The sequence below is a fragment of the Shewanella sp. MMG014 genome (genome assembly GCF_018100775.1).
GTDB lineage: Bacteria > Pseudomonadota > Gammaproteobacteria > Enterobacterales > Shewanellaceae > Shewanella > Shewanella japonica.
The window spans coordinates 111,914-127,299 of record NZ_JAGJDZ010000005.1 but is presented as its reverse complement, the minus strand read 5'-3'; the positions used below and the strand labels follow the sequence as shown (position 1 = coordinate 127,299).

The following is a 15,386-nucleotide window of genomic DNA, read 5'->3' as shown; positions in this document are numbered from 1 at the left end:
ATGTCACAGCGTCGAATCCAGTCGGTATTGCGAATTGTTCGCCGCTGTTATTTGTTCGGTTTGGCCATTAGTGGAATATTTAACGCTGGCTGCATCGCTGTTGTGTTCACAGTCATCACTGAACTTTGTTCAGTTTTTGCAGGTATTTGCGCGCTGGTATTCTCAACTTGAGTGACGTGTTCAGTATGGTTATTAGAAGCGACACTATCAGGAGCCGACTTAAGCCCAGCGGACAATTGTTTTGTCATTACGCTAGCAAGGCCAGTGCTTTGTAGCTGACTTAATCTGCCTGCAAGTTCTGCATCGTGCCAGTCTCGGTACATGCCATCGTTTTGAGATGATAATGGACTGTCTTTATCGGCCATGACATCCGATGCTGAGCGCATTTGTTTGAGCACTGTCTGTAAAAATTGGGCTTCAAATTGCTGGCTCACCAGCTCTAAAGCACCATGCTCACCATTAGCTTCGATTAAGTCTTTTGCATTGAGGTTATTCAGATAACCGTGGTTATTATCTAATTTCATTAAATCACCACTAATTCAGCTTCTAATGCGCCAGCTTCATTAAGCGCTTGCAGGATTGCCATTAAGTCCATTGGTGAGGCGCCTAAGCTATTGACTGCTCTTACAACATCATTGAGTGCAATGCCTTCTGGCCACACAAACATATGCCCATCGCCCGTATCAATATCGATTTCACTGTCACTACCAACCACAGTTTGTCCTTGCCCTTGGCCTATAAACGGCGCATTGGGCTGGCTGACAAATTCTTGTTCAACGATGGAGACGACTAAGTTACCGTGGCTGACTGCTGCTTTTCTAACAACGACATTGCCACCCATCACTACTGTGCCTGTACGGCTGTTAAACACTACGCGGGGGGATTTTCGCCCTTGTTCAATTTGCAGCTCTTCAAGGATAGACATAAAGGTCACACGCTCACGATTTGATTCAGGCGCACGAACTAAAACCTTAGCGCTGCTATCGGCTTCTGCGACATCAGGGCCAAATAACTCATTCACAGCTCGCTCAATATTGCGGGCAGTTTTAAAACTGGGATCGCGCAAGTTAAGGACAATGTGCTCGCTTTCGTTAAAGTTACTGTGGATCTCTGCCTCTAGCAGCGCACCGTTAGGAATTGCCCCTACGGTCGGAGTATTAATCGTCAAAGACGTACCGTTACGACCTTGAGCTGAAATGCCGCCAACGACCAAGTTACCTTGTGCCACGGCATAGACTTCGCCATCGACAGCACGTAGCGGGGTCATCAGTAAGCTGCCGCCACGTAAACTTTTTGCATCACCCAAAGATGATACGGTCACATCAATGGTTTGGCCCGCACTTGCCAGTGGTGGAATAGTGGCATGTACAGCGACTGCTGCGACATTTTTCAATTTAGGGTCGGTTCTATCATCAATTTGCACGCCAAACTGCTTGAGCATATTAACGATAGATTGGCTGGTAAAGCGCACTTGGTTACGGTCACCGGTGCCATCGAGCCCCACAACTAAACCGTATCCTACGAGTTGATTATCACGGATACCTTGCACATCAACAATATCCATCAAATAACGATTTTGAATGGCTTGTTCTGTTTGCGGTGCAGCAGTGGTTTGAAATGACAAAATAGTCATTAACACGCTCGCAAAAAATGCGATAGCTTGTTTCATTTAACGCTCCATGCCTGCACGAATTGGCAGGCACTAACAAAAGTAAACGGGATGAGATGACGCTGTGCAAGTCGTGTCATTACAGCGGAAACCAAGGGCTATTAAAGTATCGAGACGCCCAACCCATTTGGTTACTGTCTGAAATTGCACCCTGACCGCCATAGATAATTCTGGCATCAGCAATACGTTGAGATGAAATAGTATTGTCGTTGCCTATGTCATCGGTGCGGATCAGTCCGAGTAATCTAAGGTACTCATCACCTTGGTTCAGCCTGAGCCATTTCTCGCCTCGAATGAGCAAGGCGCCGTTAGGTAACACTTTGGCGACCGTGACAGTAATGGAACCGGTTAATTGGTTTTGTTGAGTGCTTGAACCTGTGCCGTTAAATGAACGCCCCGTATCTGCGCCACCGCTGCCAGCAAAACTGCTGTTGCCTGACGAGCCTTGTGCGCCAATAGACATCGAGCTTTCTTTATTGGTTTTGGTATCAGCTTTTTTGCTCGAATAAGTTTTTTCATCCAGTGACACAGTGAGGATATCGCCTTCACGAAATGCCCGTTTATCTTTAAAAAGTGTCAACATATAACCTTGTCGATAAACACTACCATTACTGGCTTCTGGCAAGCTGTAATCAATTTCTGGGGGAGCCCACTCTGGCTTACCCGGTGCCGTTTCTGGCTCAGGAAGGTGAGATGCACAACCCGATAGCAGTAGTACTATCGCAATCCAGCTATGTCGCATAATATTCCTTGTCGAGACGAAGTTAACCTGACCATGAGTCAAAGTATTACACGGGTATTGAGCAAGGTTATGCTTTGCTCAATACCTGTCGTGAGTGTTTACAGTGCTTGGTTTAAGAATTTAAGCATGTCATCTGATGAGGACACGACTTTGGCATTCATTTCATAAGCACGTTGAGTCGAGATCATTTCAACCATCTCTTCAACAACATTAACGTTGGCACCTTCAAGAGAACCTTGGCGAATTTGGCCAATAGCTTGATCGCCTGCAACCCCTTCAATCGCAGCACCTGATGCGCCTGTTTCACGGTATAAGTTGTCTCCGCGCGCCTCTAAACCAGCAGGGTTGGTGAAGTTAACTAAGGTGATTTGGCCTAATTCTTGTGCTTCGGCTTGGCCCGCCATTTGTGCAGACACTTGGCCGTCTGATGCAATCGTTACGGTTAACGCATCTTCCGGAATTTCGATATTGGGTACTAATGGTAGGCCTTGTGATGTCACCATTAAGCCGTCGCTACTACGGAAAAACTGGCCATCACGGGTATAACCTAAGTCACCATTGGCTTCTTCAATTTGGAAGAAACCTTGGCCTTGAATCGCCATGTCTAGCTGCTGGCCTGTAGTGAGAATATCGCCTGTGGTAAATACTTTTTGGGTACCAGCGACACGGGTACCTGTACCTAGCTGTAATCCAGAAGGTAATTCATTTTGCTCATCAACTTGGCCGCCAGGCTGGCGTTGTACTTGATAAAACAAATCGTTAAATGCCACACGGTCACGCTTAAAACCTGTGGTGTTAACGTTAGCCAAGTTGTTGGCAATGGTGGTCATTTTAGTGTCTTGAGCACTAAGGCCCGTTTTACTTACCCATAATGCAGATTGCATGATGTGATTCCTTTTATTTTATTCTGTCGTGCGTGTTTTGTTATGCATCACGCATTAAACGATTGCCTGATTCAGCCAGTTTCTCGGCGCTTTGCATCAGTTTCACTTGCACTTCAAATTGGCGGCTTAAGTCCATTGATGCGATGAGTTCGCTTACCGCTTTAACATTACTGGCCTCAAGAAAGCCGCTACGCACTAGCACTTCATCGTCTGCGGCTAATGGCATTCCATCGTTACTGTAAAACAGTCCATCTTGGCCTTTTTGAATTTGCTGTAAGTCTGGGTTAACCAGTTTGAGCTGACCGACTTCTTCGGTAATGTTGCCTGTGTCGGCAACGATACTGATGCGACCATCATCACCAATGAATAGCTCTCGGTATTCGGGTAGCACGATTGGACCATCAAGGCCTGCGACAGGGCGACCATCTATGGTTAATTGCCCCGCAGCATCAGGCACGACGACACCAGAGCGGGTATAAGCTTCTCCATCAGGTGTCATCACGCTAAATAGACCGCCATCATTGATGGCTAAATCCAATGTTCTGCCTGTTGGGTTGAGCACACCTGCCTGTTGGCTAAAGCCGCTACTTTCAGTTTGCGCTAAGACTCGAGTGTGTAAGCTATTACCTGTGGGGGTGACCACTTTGGCATTCACACGCTCAAGATCTGCCTTAAAGCCAGTGGTATCAGCATTTGCTAGGTTGTTGGCTCTGATAGCTTGGGCTTCCATGACTCTGGTCGCGCCTGTTGCAGCGGTATACAGCATCTTATCCATGGTTCAGCCTTAAATAACGTTTAGTAATGCTTGCTGCATAGTCGAGTTGGCATCTAACACTTTGGCATTTGACTGGTAGTTTCGCTGGGCTGTCATTAAGTTAACCATTTCAGCGGTGTTATCGACATTTGAGCTTTCTAGGTAACCTGCATTAATTGACCCTAAGGTGCCAGTTGTTGGCGTGCCAATCATTGGTTGACCCGCTGAGTTAGTGGCAATCCACGCATTTTGACCTACAGGGCTTAAACCATTTGGGTTGTTGAAATCGGCTAACACCACTTGCCCTTGAAGTTGCTCTTCACCATTGGTGTAAGTGCCGTACAAGTTACCGCCATCGTCAAGGCGAATACCGTTAAGCTCACCTGATGTGTAACCGTTTTGGCTTAGGCTTGAGTTGTTATAGTCAGAAGCGTATTGGGTGCTTTTATCAAAGCTGAGTGCTAATACCATTGCGGCTGCACCGCCAGTAATATCTCGTGGGATGTCTAATTCAAAATCAGCGCCAGCAGTCAGCAAACCGTTTTCATCAAATGACAGTTGATGACCCGCAGCTGGCGTAATATCTTCATCGCCCATCACATAATGTACCGACCATTCATTGTCAGCTGTTTTTACAAAATATTGCGTCAGTGCGTGCTCATTACCTTGTGAGTCATAGGTCGTCACAGTACTTGAAGAGTGATACGTCGATGCATCATCTTTATCAAACGGTGTGTCAGTTTGGTCGATAGCGTCAACGCGAGAATCAAGGTTTGACACTAGGTTAATGGTGTCAGTTGCAGACGCGGGAAGCGAGCCAGCTTGTATTTGTAAGTCAGTCACATTACCGTTTTGTAATTGCCCGCCAGGCCCGACACTGTAACCTTGTAAACGGTTACCCGCTGGATCGGTTACATAGCCATTGGCATCTTGATTGAACATACCTGCACGTGAGTACATGGTGCTGCCATCTTGACCGCTAAGAACAAAGAATCCATCACCTTGAATTCCCATATCAAGTTGACGACCTGTGTAAGCAAGGCTGCCTGCCATCGAGAAGTTTTGGCTAGTCGACATGGTATTTACACCGCCAGGTTGGCCACCATTGTAAACGGCTGCAAATTCGCTACGGCCACTACGGAAACCAACAGTAGAACCGTTAGCAATGTTGTTACTGATGGTGTTTAAGTCTTGTGTTGTTGCTTGTAAACCACTTAATGCGATATTGAACGACATGGTGTAATCCTATTAATTTTTGTTATGAGACTTCAGAGATTTCGAGAACAGAAACGGTGCCAAGCCCGTTACCTAATTCGGCCATCATGACGCCGGAGGCACTGACAAAGTGCACTTTTTCAATGGTTGCAGCGATGAAGGTATCTGCGGTTTCTGTCACATCATCAGCAGTGATATTGGCTTCGATACTGTATTCGCCAGCAGGCAAATCTAGGGCTTCTGGATCAATGGTAAAGGCCACATCACCAGGCTCTTGAGAACCTAACTCTAAGGTATGTACCACATCACCATTTTCGTCGATGATATCGATACTGAGTTCTTCAACCGCATTACCTAGATAGACTTTGCCATCAACAGGTAAGCCGTCTATTTCAAGCTCTGATGCAGGCACCATGGCCGTTTTGCCCACAAGTTGCGCTGATTGCACAATGGCTAAATTTTCCATCATCACCATGCTGGTGGCTTGATTTGCGCGCATGTGCTCAAGACTTTCTACTTGTGAGAACTGTGCCAGTTGAGTGACGTACTCAGTGCCATCAATAGGGTTGGTAGGATCTTGATTTTGAATTTGCGCAATCATCAGGGTTAGAAATTCATTGCGGATAGATGAAGCATCATTGCCTGGTGAATTCATAACTTCTGTGGCAGTTGCAGCAGGGTCATTACTGGTTGTACTTGGGGTAACATTCATTATTTGTTTCCTAGCTGCAATAGCCCTTGTTGCATAGAACGAGCACGGTTCATCACTTCCACATTGGTTTCAAATGAACGACTTGCTGCCATCATGTCAGCCATTTCTTCAACTGTGTTGACGTTTGAATAGGCGACATAACCGAGTTCGTCAGCAAAGGGATGATCAGGCTCGTATCGCATATCTAACGGAGCATCGGTTTCGACAATGGCGGCGATTTCAACTTGTGCACCAGCGGCTTTGCCTTCTTGGGTTTGGTTGTAGATCGTTGAGAAAACCGGCTTCAATGCACGATATGCATCATCAGGATTTTCTGCCGCAGCACCTGAATTAGCCAAGTTACTGGCCACGGTGTTTAAACGAATGGTTTGTGCGTGCATACCTGCACCCGCAATTTGGTATATTTCTCCAAATGACATATCAGTTCCTATTGTCCTTCGATAGCCGAGCGTAAGCCGGAAATTTTCATGTTCAAGAAGGTGAGACTCGTTTGATAATCCATGGCATTTTGCGAATACCTCGCCTGTTCTTTACCCAGCTCAACGGTATTGTGATCCGCAGAGCTTTGGTAAGGCACACGGTAGGCTGTTTGGTAGTCTCGACCGACATCCATTCCCGCATTGATTTGCGTCATGACAGCTTTGAAATCTAAATCCTTCGCTTTATAACCAGGAGTTTCAGCATTGGCTAAGTTACCCGCCAACATCTTGCTTCGCTCGACTCGAAAATCTAATGTTTGTGCGTGAATGCCTAAGGCGGTGTCGAGGTTGATAGCCATTAAAACTCCTAGTATGGTATGGACGATTTCAATATTTGCCTTGTCTATCCAATTAGTGTGCCAAAAGTTTAAAGCGAGTTTTATCAATGGTTTGTGACTATTTTAAAGATAAGATCGGAACGCTTGTTTCCTGTGTGGCACTGGCGGCATCCTGTTTGCTTCCGCTGACAATACATGCGCAAGATCACAGCAATGCCACAGGGCAACTAAAGCAGTCTTTTACGCAAATGGTAGAAAAGGAACTAGCCAACTGGCAGCGACAAGCAGGGCTTGATGCCATCAAACACACGATTGATGTGCATTTACCTTCAGGGGCCGCTAACTTGCAGCAATGCCCAAACGCGCTGGTGATTAGCAGCGGTGCTAGATTGCCTTTTGGCAATGTTCAACGTCGAGTGACATGTGAATCATTAGGGTGGAGTTTATTTATTCGTGCTCGTGTTGATGTCACTGCCAATGTCCCTGTGGCAAATAGACCGTTGGCAAGAGGCGAGCATATTTCTGCCAGTGATATTGAGCTGCAATGGCTTAAATTGACTCCAGCAGACCGAGATCTTATTACTCAAAAATCGCAATTAATCGGTCATCAAGTCAGCCACAAACTGCGTCGGTTCAGAGCGATAAAAACCAGCCAAGTGACTAATCCTCAATGGATTAATATTGGTGACCGGGTGATTATAGAAGCTAAAATGAATGGCTTTTATGCCAATATGCCAGGAGAAGCATTAGAGTCTGGCGGAGAAGGAGCGACTATTCGAGTCCGCAATTTAAGTTCTGGTAAAATTATTCATGTTTACCCCACTGCGAAAGGCAGAGTGAAGACCTTATTTTAAGCAGGTCAAATAGACTCACTGACCGGCGAACTTTTCAGTCTAAGCTATCAAATTTCAAGTTCAGTATTACAGCTCAAAGCTTGTCAACGTCCATAGGCTAAATTGTGCATCATTCCGCTTAAGTTATCAGGCTGATTTTATGATGATGACATTTTAGTTTTCTTGTTTATTAGCCGCCTTTAATAGATATCGACGACATATATGGTGAACCATTATGGATATCAACAAAATTTCTAGCGCAGTCACCGCTGACATGGGCACAACGAAAAGCAAATCCAATACCTCGCAACAGCATGAAGTTGCCGAGCTTAAAACACGGAAAATGCCTGTGCAAAGTACCGTGAGTGATGATTGGAAACTGATTGAAAAAAACCAGCCTAACCTAGCCGATATGGACGACTTTGACGCCGCAAAAGTGGCTGAATTACGTCAAGCATTGCAAAACGGCACATTCAGTTTAGATGTGAAAAAAATAGCAGAGGCGATGAAGCAAAATCATGGGTAATCAAGTGGAACAATCACATCAAGGTTCGGCTGCACCAGTATCTAAGCGGGAGCAAGTGCAAGGGTTATTGCGTGGAATAAGAGTGGATATTGATGGCTACAAACAGCTTCATGGCTTATTAATCCGCCAACGTGAATTAATGAAACGCCGTGATAATGCTGGTTTAGCGTTGCATAATGAAGCGCAAACACAATTATGTGAAAAGCTAATGGAGCGCGCTAAAAACCGTTCAAGAACCTTAGTTGCTTTAGGTTTTACTGGCAACAGTAAAGGCATGGAAGATCTCATCGCCAGACTGCCTCAAGCCAGCCAAAAACAAGTACTGATATTGTGGCGCAACTTGGTTGATTTAGTAAAAGAAAGCCAACAGTTTAACGAAGAAAATGGCAAGTTGTTGGTCAGCCAACAAGAAGTGATTAACTCGTTATTGAACAAGCAACCAGAAAGTCAAAACGACTATGGGTATGCTAGGTAAACTTTCGGCTATAATCCAGATATAAAGTTGCTGAAAGCAGCGCTAAATACTCCTTGGGCAAGCAGTTTCCGGTTAGATCTAATTAGTAACTGCTTATCTCGGACGATTTTAAGCCAACATACATATAGCTCAAATAGCTCATAATTAAATTTCAATGGGTTAGATTCTTTTTCTATCTTAGTTAATATCAATGCTAAGCCCTCTAAAAGCGAAATAATATTGAGCTTTAAAGATATTGCTAGTTTTAACTTAATTAATTCAGTTTGCATAAAAGATGCTTTTTGACCTCCTTTGAATGTTCCATTTGAATTGAGGTAAGTAAGAAAATAGCGTGAGTCCAGACATGGATGTCTGGCTAGCTTTCGAGGGGAAGGGACGCCCCATCGTAAGCGTTAGTGATTTTCACAGCTTACCGAAGCAGGCTACAGATAAAGTTAAACGATATGAAAATCCCCATTGAAATCTTTCGCTTCTCAGAAAATTTCGTAGGGGCAGCGGGGTGTTCCAAGAGGGTATTGCTGTTGATACCCTTTTGGTCGGGTGTGGGCGAAGCGCCACGACGTTAATCCAAACGGAGTTTGGAAATATGGGAGAAATCACGAATGTTAGAATTGGGTGTGGGCGAAGCACCAGGGCTTTGATCTAATCCAAACGAAGTTTGGAAATACAAAGAATCTTTCACCTTGAAAGTTAGCAATTTTTGCTTCTAAAATAAGTTCTGTGCTTTCTTGATAAGTAAGCTAGCGCAAAGCTCATCACTATAATGGGGATTGAGTAGTACGTTACCTTTACTCCAACGTAAGTTAAGTTCATCACAAGGAAAAGATATAACAAAGTTGTTCCTATGCAGGTGATTGCCGACCATTTATGAAGGTTGCCCAAAATGACACTCTTATTTATTTTCAAATTAACCTCTGTGCACTAATAAAGTAAGGGGGAGGGGAAACCTAAACGAAGTTTGGCAATAAAAAACATCATTTAAGTATGTTTACTTAAGCTGATACCGACAGGCCAAATCATCCATTTGTTTTTGTTCTTGTTTATTAATATGAGCTTGTCGTTGTTTGAGACGATCTTGATAGAACCAATTAATGCCTTGTTGGCGCCCTAACTGGCTACGCCAGATTTTATCCACTCTTTGATGTTCTTGTTCTAATAATATTTTTTGACGTGTGAGCTTCTTTTGTAGGGGCTGAATTGCGTTAATCATTTGTACGCTATTTTGCATTAATAGCGGGTTGGCGCATTGTTTTGGGTAAGCGTGATATTGGCTGACCATGCTTGATAGTTGTTGCTGCTGCTGGGCGATTTCAAGCAAACGCTGTTGGCTGGCATTCTTTTGCTGGCTGAGCTGATGCAGTTTCTTTTCTTCTTGTTGGCATAACTGTAAAAGCTGTTTCATTTTACGTTCTCTACAATGCGCTTTGGTTGATGACGTACTGCTGCATCTGCCTTATTCAGTCGAAGGAGGTGCTTGGTAACCCAGACCTTCAACTAACTGCTGTAATTGGCTGATGCTATGTTGATGGTCTGCTTGACTATGGGTCGCTTGCTGTAAAAAAGCGGCCATTTGTGGGTACGCTTGTACTGCAATATCCAGCTCTTTATCTTGCCCTGGCTGATAACCACCTAAAGGCAATAATTCTTTCACCTGCTGATATTTACTATTTAAATGCCTAAAAACTTGTCCGTGAGACAAGCTGTCAGCGCTGGCAACTTGAGCTGCAAGTCGGCTTACCGAAGCGCCAATATCAATGGCAGGGTAATGGCCTTGTTCAGCCAGTTTTCTATCTAGCACTATGTGGCCATCAAGGATGGCTCGAGCTGCATCGGCAATAGGATCTTGTTGATCATCACCTTCCGTTAATACGGTATAAAATGCAGTTAAGGTGCCTGTAGGGTGTTGGCCGTTTCCTGCCATTTCGACCAAGCTAGGAAGCTGGGCAAACGCTGATGGCGGATAACCTTTGGTTGCAGGTGGTTCACCTAAGCTTAAGGCAATTTCTCGCTGCGCTTGTGCATAGCGGGTTAAAGAGTCAACTAATAGCAGAACTCGCTTTCCTTGATCTCGGTAAGCGCAAGCAATGTGATGGCACAGTCGCATGGCACGCATACGCATCAATGGGGTAGTATCTGCTGGAGCGGCGATGACAACTGAACGTTGTCGGCCTTCTTCGCCCAATGATTGCTCGATAAATTCACGCACTTCACGGCCACGTTCACCAATTAGCCCAACGATGACAATGTCAGCCTCAGTAAAGCGGGTCATCATGCCTAACAGCACACTTTTACCGACACCAGAGCCAGCAAATAACCCTAAGCGTTGACCACGGCCTACGGGCAATAAAGCATTGATAGCTCGGATCCCGACATCTAAAGGTTCGGTAATTGGCTTACGCTGTAGCGGGTTCGTGCTCATTTGCACCATAGGAATGGTTTGTATCTGGCTAAGAGGGCCAAGGTCATCAAGTGGCTTACCTAAGCCATTAAGTACACGGCCAAGTAAGCCTTTACCAACAGGTATTTGGCAGCGCTCTGCGATAGGGATTACTCTTGCGCCAGGCATCAGTCCTGTGGTGTGTTCAATTGGCATTAAACAGACGGTGTCTTTGTAAAACCCGACAACCTCAGCTTCGACGACTCCACCATTGCGACACTCAATATGACAGCGATCGCCTGTACCTAGTTGGCAGCCGACAGCCTCAAGCAGTAAGCCATTGACTCGAGTGAGCTTGCCATACACTTGTGCCACTGGCACAGACGGCCAGTCAATGATCTCGGCGCTTGTTTGAGCCGAACTAGTGCTCACTGGCGCCTCGAGTTTCGTCTGTAGTATCTGTTGTTGCCTGATTGACACTTGTATCTGATGACAGTTGTTGCTCGATATCTGTGCGCTTTAAGTGATTCTCTACTTGATCTAAACAGGCATTGAGACGGGTTTCCATTGAGGCATCGGCATCGGATTTATCGCCCACAATACGACAACCGCCCGCACTGATAGTGTTGTCAGGGACTAAAGTCCAGTCTTGCACTTTATCAGCTGCGATGTCTTTTAATTGCGTGACAGCTGATGGCTCAAGATGAATTTTCACGTCAGTGGGAGCATCAGGAATCGCGGCTAGTGTTTCTTCAACTAAGGCAAGAATTTGTTGAGGCTGTAAGGTCAGTTCACATCGGATAACTTGAATTGATACTCGACGAACCAAATCTAAAATCAGCTCCTGTTGTTGCATCACCTGCTGAGTATGACCCTCTTCGAGCAAAGATTTCATTGCTGACAATGGCGTAATTAAGTTATTAAGTTGCTCATCAATCGCTTCTTTACCCTTTAATTGCCCTTCAATTCGTCCTTGATTAAATCCTGCTGCATAGCCAGATTGTTGGCCTTCTTTGTGGCCTGAAACTAAGCCAGCTTCATGACCTTTTACGACGCCTTCATCATAACCTTTATCAAAAGCTTGTTGGTAATCTTGCCATGATGGCTCTTCATGGTTTTGGGCAAGCTCGTCTGCATGTAATGGGCTAAATTGGTGACGGCGTACACGCTCGCCGCTGAGGCGAAAGCGTCTGTCAGAATGCGGTGACTTGTTCATGGCTTTACTCTTTTGATCAGTCAAAAATGGGCTCATTACTCAACAACCTGTTCTTCAAACAGCTGTAATTCGATTTGGCCTTCGTCCATCATTTGCTTAGCCAGTTCCATAATGTCTTTGCGGGCTGCTGTGGCTTGACTCAATGGTACTGTGCCTATGGCTTCAATTTGGGTTTCTATCGCTGAAGACATACGCTTTGGTAACGCTTGCAGTAAGGTTTTCTTAAGGTCTGATTCAATACCTTTAAGCGCTAGCGCTAACGTATCGGCAGGCACAAGCGCCATGATTTCTTGCAAGGTTTCCGCTTTTTGACGACCTAAAATAATAAAGTCGAACATGTTGTCTGCCACTTCACCCGCCAGTTTTTTATCGTGGAGCTTAATCATCTCCATCAATTGCTCTCGGTTACCTTCAAAGCGATTGAGAATGTCGGCAACTTGGCGAATACCAGATACTTGAGTATGACTCTTTTCCATTGCGATGAGCATGCATCGTTCTACGAGGTGGCGCAGTTCTTCAACGACACCGCGCTCAAGCTCTCCTAATTGAGCGATACGAACCAGTAATTCGTCTTGGCCTGCTTCTGGTAAACCAGATAATACTTGGGCTGCACTTTCAGGTGGCAATAAACCTAAAAGTACCGCTTGAAGTTGGCTATGTTCATTGGTGATTTCACGGGCAAGTAACTTAGGGTCGACCCACTCAAGACGTTTAACCAAGGTTTTGATTTCGTCACCATAGATGTTGTCTATCAAGCTTTTTGCTACACGATCCCCTAGGGCTAAATCGAGGGTTTTTTGCAGGTATGAGCGTGAGGCGCGGGCAATACCTGATTGCTCTTGGTAGCGCTTAAAAAAGCGTCCTATGACAAAGTCGGCTTCATTTTGAGTAATGCTCGATAGGCGAGCCATTTTATGGCTCAAATGCTGCACATCATTACGGTCTAAATGAGCCATCACTTGCGCTGCGCCTTTCTCGCCCATGCTCAATAGGATCATGGCAGCTTGGTCGAGATTATCTAAGTTAATATCAAGTTCATTCATCATTAGTCTTTTCCTATCTCGCTATGAGTGTTGTCTAGCATCTTTGTCGCTGATCCAGTGGGCAATGACTTCTGCTACACGAGCGGGCTCTTTTTCAGCGAGAACACTGAGGTGCTCCATTTTCACTTTTAGCGGAGAACTGGTTTCTGGTAGTCCAATATTCATTAGGTCATCATCAGCTTGAGGCTGACCGAGTCCCATTAGCTCATCTGCAAGAGACTGTGCATCACTATTGCTACTGTCTAATTTCGCAGGGCTAGGCTCTTGATATTGATAATTATCCTGCTCTTCAACTTCCTTCATCGCACTTAAGTCAACGGTTTTAGTTAAGTGGCGAACTAACGGACGTAAGACAAAGAAAATCAGTCCAATACCGAGTAGTAACCCAATAAAGTAACGCAGGTATGACTCGTAACCTTCTGTTTGCCACCATGGCATAGGCTGGAATTCAGCTACTTTCACTGGCGCAAAATCAAAACTATTGATACTAAATTGATCGCCACGCGCAGCGGTAAAACCAATGGCGTCTTGTACCATGTTGCTCATTGACTCAAGTTGCGCTTCAGTCCAACCGTTTTCGCCTGCAGCTTGATTATTTAACAACACAGAAATTGACAGGTTCTCTAATTGCATTTGTTGGTAGCGGGTATGTTTAACCGAACGTCCCACATCAAAATTACGTTGAGTTTGCTGAGTGACATTGCGGCGTTGATTGGTTTCAGCACCTTCTGCAGCTGGAGGCTGGTTACTGAGCGCACCGGGTATTCCCATGGCCAAGTCACCATTGACTTCATTTGAGCTTTGCTGTTCGTTGCGCATAACAGATTGAGGGTCGAGTGACTCATTCGTTTCTTCGACTTGATTAAAATTAACTTGCGCAGCGACCTGAACTTGGAAATTTTCTTGCCCAAGGATTGGCATTAACATACTTGAAGCACGATTGATGAGGCTTTGCTCTAGCTCGTGGGTGTACTTGAGCTGGCGGTCTCGTGCTTGGGTAATGTCATTATTGAGGGTTAACGCTGAGCTTAAGTGATTACCTTGTTGGTCGACAACTTGTACTTGCTCTGCAGTCATTCCTGTGACACTGCCTGCAACCAGATTGACAATTGATTCAACCTGTTCTGATTGAATGTTGCTACCTGCATAAAGATCAAGCATGACCGATGCCGAAGGTAATTCAGGTTGCTGCCTAATAAATAGGGTTTTTTTAGGAATCGCTAAATGCACTCTGGCTGTACGAACGGCACGTAGCGCCATAATGGTACGAGAGAGTTCACCTTCAAGACTGTAGCGATATTTAGCTTGCTCCATAAATTGGCTAGTACCAATGCCTGAACTATCTAGTGACTCCATTCCCATTGGCATTTGTGCTTTCACACCACGGGCTGCCAAAATCATTCGCGCTTTGCCGAGTCTGTCTTCAGGCACTAAAACTAATCCAGAATTAGTATCAAGACGATAGCTTATTCCTTCAGTTTCAAGAACTTCAATAATTTGCGCCGTTTCGACTTTTTCCTGGCTGCCGTATAAAGGTCGGTAGCCTTGGCTTGCGGTCCATAACATCAGCACGATGACGCAGGCCACGACGATGGCGAAAACCGCAAGCACGGCAACTTGTTTATCGCCTTGATTGAAACTGGTCCATTTCTCTTTTATCGTCGCAAAAGGCGATTTTTTCTCTCCAACCTCGGTAACGGGTTGGCTAGTTTGAGTAAGAGTTGTAGGCATTGTGTCTAATTTCCTTGCACTAAGGCGGTTTAGGCTATTGAAACTTATCGTTAATGAGCTGATTTATATCAATATTGATTAAATCGGCATTTTCATTACGTCATCGAACGCTTGTACCAAACGGTTTCGAATTTGAATCATAGTGGCGAATGACAAACTGGCTTTTTGTGAGGCCACCATGGCACCAACTAAATCATCACTTTCGCCACTATCGACAGCACGCATAAGTGCTGATGAGGTGTTTTGGTCGGTGTTAACTGCAGCAACCTTTTGCTCCATCAATTCAGTGAATGAAGGGTGTTGAGTGCCAAAGTCTCTCGGATTTGGACCGACTTTGATGGCGCCTTTGGCCATTTCTGAATGGACATTCATTTGGTCCATTAATGTTTGAACATTGGTCATTGGTGCACTGACCATGGTTGCATTAGCCATTGGTTTTCCTATCTATTTGC

Annotated in this window: 19 protein-coding genes; 3 read left to right on the top strand and 16 right to left on the bottom strand. The window is 45.1% G+C overall.

Annotation, left to right across the window (positions count from 1 at the left end; genetic code table 11):
• Positions 1 to 47 precede the first annotated feature (47 nt).
• The 9 genes from J8L86_RS09830 to J8L86_RS09790 form a co-directional block, all read right to left on the bottom strand.
• Positions 48 to 524, bottom strand: coding sequence for a rod-binding protein (locus tag J8L86_RS09830; protein WP_065110144.1), 477 nt, complete (start codon positions 522 to 524; stop codon positions 48 to 50).
• Positions 524 to 1,669, bottom strand: a complete 1,146-nt coding sequence (locus J8L86_RS09825) for a flagellar basal body P-ring protein FlgI (protein WP_211030074.1) — start codon at positions 1,667 to 1,669, stop codon at positions 524 to 526. The genes J8L86_RS09830 and J8L86_RS09825 overlap by 1 nt, the downstream gene beginning before the upstream one ends.
• 79 nt (positions 1,670 to 1,748) lie before the next feature.
• Entirely contained in the window at positions 1,749 to 2,411 is a 663-nt protein-coding gene (flgH, locus tag J8L86_RS09820; protein WP_055025315.1) for a flagellar basal body L-ring protein FlgH, read from the bottom strand.
• A gap of 98 nt (positions 2,412 to 2,509) precedes the next feature.
• Positions 2,510 to 3,295: a flagellar basal-body rod protein FlgG gene (gene flgG, locus J8L86_RS09815; protein ID WP_055025314.1), complete on the bottom strand. Its 786-nt coding sequence runs from the start codon at positions 3,293 to 3,295 to the stop codon at positions 2,510 to 2,512.
• A gap of 40 nt (positions 3,296 to 3,335) precedes the next feature.
• A complete protein-coding gene (locus J8L86_RS09810; protein ID WP_211030072.1) occupies positions 3,336 to 4,070 on the bottom strand; it encodes a flagellar basal body rod protein FlgF in 735 nt (244 codons plus the stop codon).
• Between the two features lie 9 nt (positions 4,071 to 4,079).
• Positions 4,080 to 5,285 carry a flagellar hook protein FlgE gene (gene flgE / locus J8L86_RS09805; RefSeq protein WP_065110141.1) on the bottom strand — a complete coding sequence of 402 codons (1,206 nt, stop codon included), beginning with the start codon at positions 5,283 to 5,285 and terminating at the stop codon, positions 4,080 to 4,082.
• 22 nt (positions 5,286 to 5,307) lie between these two features.
• The gene (locus tag J8L86_RS09800; RefSeq protein ID WP_055025311.1) at positions 5,308 to 5,976 is read right to left on the bottom strand and encodes a flagellar hook capping FlgD N-terminal domain-containing protein; all 669 of its coding nucleotides are present in this window, start codon (positions 5,974 to 5,976) and stop codon (positions 5,308 to 5,310) included.
• A complete protein-coding gene (gene flgC / locus J8L86_RS09795; RefSeq protein WP_055025310.1) occupies positions 5,976 to 6,395 on the bottom strand; it encodes a flagellar basal body rod protein FlgC in 420 nt (139 codons plus the stop codon). Before flgC ends, J8L86_RS09800 begins: the two co-directional genes overlap by 1 nt.
• 8 nt (positions 6,396 to 6,403) lie before the next feature.
• The gene (locus J8L86_RS09790; protein WP_055025309.1) at positions 6,404 to 6,754 is read right to left on the bottom strand and encodes a flagellar basal body rod protein FlgB; all 351 of its coding nucleotides are present in this window, start codon (positions 6,752 to 6,754) and stop codon (positions 6,404 to 6,406) included.
• A gap of 155 nt (positions 6,755 to 6,909) precedes the next feature.
• Here J8L86_RS09790 and flgA point away from each other — a divergent pair, with 155 nt between their 5' ends.
• From flgA to J8L86_RS09775, 3 genes are all read left to right on the top strand, one after another.
• Complete coding sequence (gene flgA, locus J8L86_RS09785) at positions 6,910 to 7,587, top strand: flagellar basal body P-ring formation chaperone FlgA (RefSeq protein ID WP_231919201.1); 678 nt, start codon at positions 6,910 to 6,912, stop codon at positions 7,585 to 7,587.
• Between the two features lie 214 nt (positions 7,588 to 7,801).
• Entirely contained in the window at positions 7,802 to 8,092 is a 291-nt protein-coding gene (gene flgM, locus J8L86_RS09780; RefSeq protein ID WP_065110139.1) for a flagellar biosynthesis anti-sigma factor FlgM, read from the top strand.
• Complete coding sequence (locus J8L86_RS09775; protein ID WP_065110138.1) at positions 8,085 to 8,567, top strand: flagellar protein FlgN; 483 nt, start codon at positions 8,085 to 8,087, stop codon at positions 8,565 to 8,567. The genes flgM and J8L86_RS09775 overlap by 8 nt, the downstream gene beginning before the upstream one ends.
• Positions 8,568 to 8,575: 8 nt before the next feature.
• On the opposite strand, the gene J8L86_RS09770 is transcribed toward J8L86_RS09775, so the two are convergent.
• From J8L86_RS09770 to fliE, 7 genes are all read right to left on the bottom strand, one after another.
• Positions 8,576 to 8,836, bottom strand: a complete 261-nt coding sequence (locus J8L86_RS09770; RefSeq protein ID WP_211030070.1) for a hypothetical protein — start codon at positions 8,834 to 8,836, stop codon at positions 8,576 to 8,578.
• Positions 8,837 to 9,555: 719 nt separating this feature from the next.
• Positions 9,556 to 9,969, bottom strand: coding sequence for a flagellar FliJ family protein (locus J8L86_RS09765; protein ID WP_065110136.1), 414 nt, complete (start codon positions 9,967 to 9,969; stop codon positions 9,556 to 9,558).
• 51 nt (positions 9,970 to 10,020) lie between these two features.
• Positions 10,021 to 11,376 (bottom strand): FliI/YscN family ATPase, encoded by a 1,356-nt coding sequence (locus J8L86_RS09760; protein ID WP_197495560.1) that lies wholly within the window; start codon positions 11,374 to 11,376, stop codon positions 10,021 to 10,023.
• Positions 11,366 to 12,160 (bottom strand): flagellar assembly protein FliH, encoded by a 795-nt coding sequence (fliH, locus tag J8L86_RS09755; protein WP_065110319.1) that lies wholly within the window; start codon positions 12,158 to 12,160, stop codon positions 11,366 to 11,368. Before fliH ends, J8L86_RS09760 begins: the two co-directional genes overlap by 11 nt.
• 35 nt (positions 12,161 to 12,195) lie before the next feature.
• The gene (locus tag J8L86_RS09750; RefSeq protein ID WP_055025292.1) at positions 12,196 to 13,206 is read right to left on the bottom strand and encodes a flagellar motor switch protein FliG; all 1,011 of its coding nucleotides are present in this window, start codon (positions 13,204 to 13,206) and stop codon (positions 12,196 to 12,198) included.
• A gap of 18 nt (positions 13,207 to 13,224) precedes the next feature.
• Entirely contained in the window at positions 13,225 to 14,934 is a 1,710-nt protein-coding gene (gene fliF, locus J8L86_RS09745; protein ID WP_211030068.1) for a flagellar basal-body MS-ring/collar protein FliF, read from the bottom strand.
• 78 nt (positions 14,935 to 15,012) lie between these two features.
• The gene (gene fliE, locus J8L86_RS09740) at positions 15,013 to 15,366 is read right to left on the bottom strand and encodes a flagellar hook-basal body complex protein FliE (RefSeq protein ID WP_055025290.1); all 354 of its coding nucleotides are present in this window, start codon (positions 15,364 to 15,366) and stop codon (positions 15,013 to 15,015) included.
• Between the last annotated feature and the right edge of the window lie 20 nt (positions 15,367 to 15,386).

Excerpts from the sequence above, each read along its gene's own strand:
- J8L86_RS09830 (WP_065110144.1), bottom strand. The coding sequence starts at position 524 with ATGAAATTAGATAATAACCACGGTTATCTGAATAACCTCAATGCAAAA.
- J8L86_RS09825 (WP_211030074.1), bottom strand. The coding sequence starts at position 1,669 with ATGAAACAAGCTATCGCATTTTTTGCGAGCGTGTTAATGACTATTTTG.
- flgH (WP_055025315.1), bottom strand. The coding sequence starts at position 2,411 with ATGCGACATAGCTGGATTGCGATAGTACTACTGCTATCGGGTTGTGCA.
- flgG (WP_055025314.1), bottom strand. The coding sequence starts at position 3,295 with ATGCAATCTGCATTATGGGTAAGTAAAACGGGCCTTAGTGCTCAAGAC.
- J8L86_RS09810 (WP_211030072.1), bottom strand. The coding sequence starts at position 4,070 with ATGGATAAGATGCTGTATACCGCTGCAACAGGCGCGACCAGAGTCATG.
- flgE (WP_065110141.1), bottom strand. The coding sequence starts at position 5,285 with ATGTCGTTCAATATCGCATTAAGTGGTTTACAAGCAACAACACAAGAC.
- J8L86_RS09800 (WP_055025311.1), bottom strand. The coding sequence starts at position 5,976 with ATGAATGTTACCCCAAGTACAACCAGTAATGACCCTGCTGCAACTGCC.
- flgC (WP_055025310.1), bottom strand. The coding sequence starts at position 6,395 with ATGTCATTTGGAGAAATATACCAAATTGCGGGTGCAGGTATGCACGCA.
- J8L86_RS09790 (WP_055025309.1), bottom strand. The coding sequence starts at position 6,754 with ATGGCTATCAACCTCGACACCGCCTTAGGCATTCACGCACAAACATTA.
- flgM (WP_065110139.1), top strand. The coding sequence starts at position 7,802 with ATGGATATCAACAAAATTTCTAGCGCAGTCACCGCTGACATGGGCACA.
- J8L86_RS09775 (WP_065110138.1), top strand. The coding sequence starts at position 8,085 with ATGGGTAATCAAGTGGAACAATCACATCAAGGTTCGGCTGCACCAGTA.
- J8L86_RS09770 (WP_211030070.1), bottom strand. The coding sequence starts at position 8,836 with ATGCAAACTGAATTAATTAAGTTAAAACTAGCAATATCTTTAAAGCTC.
- J8L86_RS09765 (WP_065110136.1), bottom strand. The coding sequence starts at position 9,969 with ATGAAACAGCTTTTACAGTTATGCCAACAAGAAGAAAAGAAACTGCAT.
- fliH (WP_065110319.1), bottom strand. The coding sequence starts at position 12,160 with ATGAACAAGTCACCGCATTCTGACAGACGCTTTCGCCTCAGCGGCGAG.
- J8L86_RS09750 (WP_055025292.1), bottom strand. The coding sequence starts at position 13,206 with ATGATGAATGAACTTGATATTAACTTAGATAATCTCGACCAAGCTGCC.
- fliF (WP_211030068.1), bottom strand. The coding sequence starts at position 14,934 with ATGCCTACAACTCTTACTCAAACTAGCCAACCCGTTACCGAGGTTGGA.
- fliE (WP_055025290.1), bottom strand. The coding sequence starts at position 15,366 with ATGGCTAATGCAACCATGGTCAGTGCACCAATGACCAATGTTCAAACA.